The 675-nt window shown below is 37.5% G+C and carries 1 protein-coding gene; it reads right to left on the reverse strand.

Annotated elements, in window-relative coordinates; genetic code table 11:
* On the reverse strand, positions 1-639 hold a 639-nt coding region (locus B2089_RS07085; protein ID WP_296686502.1), incomplete at its 3' end, for a tetratricopeptide repeat protein.
* Positions 640-675 lie beyond the last annotated feature (36 nt).

A 675-nucleotide genomic window follows, 5' to 3' on the forward strand; every position in this document is an offset into this window, starting at 1 on the left:
AGAAACTGGAATTATAACCCTGCCATTTTTCACTTCAAGTGAGACTCGCTCATAATCCGGACTAAGTGAGCAGGCGTTTTCGATATTCTTTTGCAAAGCTTTCTTTTGGGAATCTGTGGCAAAAGACATGGCAGTCTTAAAATCGCTCAAAGCTTCCATTTGCTTTTTCATTTCTATATAAACGAGACCTCTAGTTTGATAAGATGTGTATATGGAATACTTGCTGTTTTTTTTCTTAGCGTATTTTATGGCTTTTTCCGCATCGGCAAGGGCTTTTTTAAATTCTCCTATTTTTTGATATGCGTAACATCTATTTTCATAAGCTGTCACATACTTTGAATCTTGCTTAAGTGATTTCGTGTATTCTTCACTGGCTTTTTCGTAATGTCCCATTTTAGAATAGACTCTGCCTTTCATATTATAGCCCAATTTAGATTTCGGGGAAATTTCAATGTATTTTTCACTGTATTTCAAGGCAACTTCATATTCCTTACGCTCTGAATATATCCTCATGAGCGTGTTGAATGCCTCATATTGTTTACCGCCTGCCGCAACAAAGCGTTCGGCATCTGCTATTGCTTTGTCATATTCGCCAAGCCAATAATAAGCATTTGACCTGTCCGCATAAGCAGAATTCAAATCCTTTGGACTCAGGCGAATTGATTCTGTGTAATC

The organism is Treponema sp. UBA3813 (genome assembly GCA_002368605.1).
GTDB lineage: Bacteria > Spirochaetota > Spirochaetia > Treponematales > Treponemataceae > Treponema_D.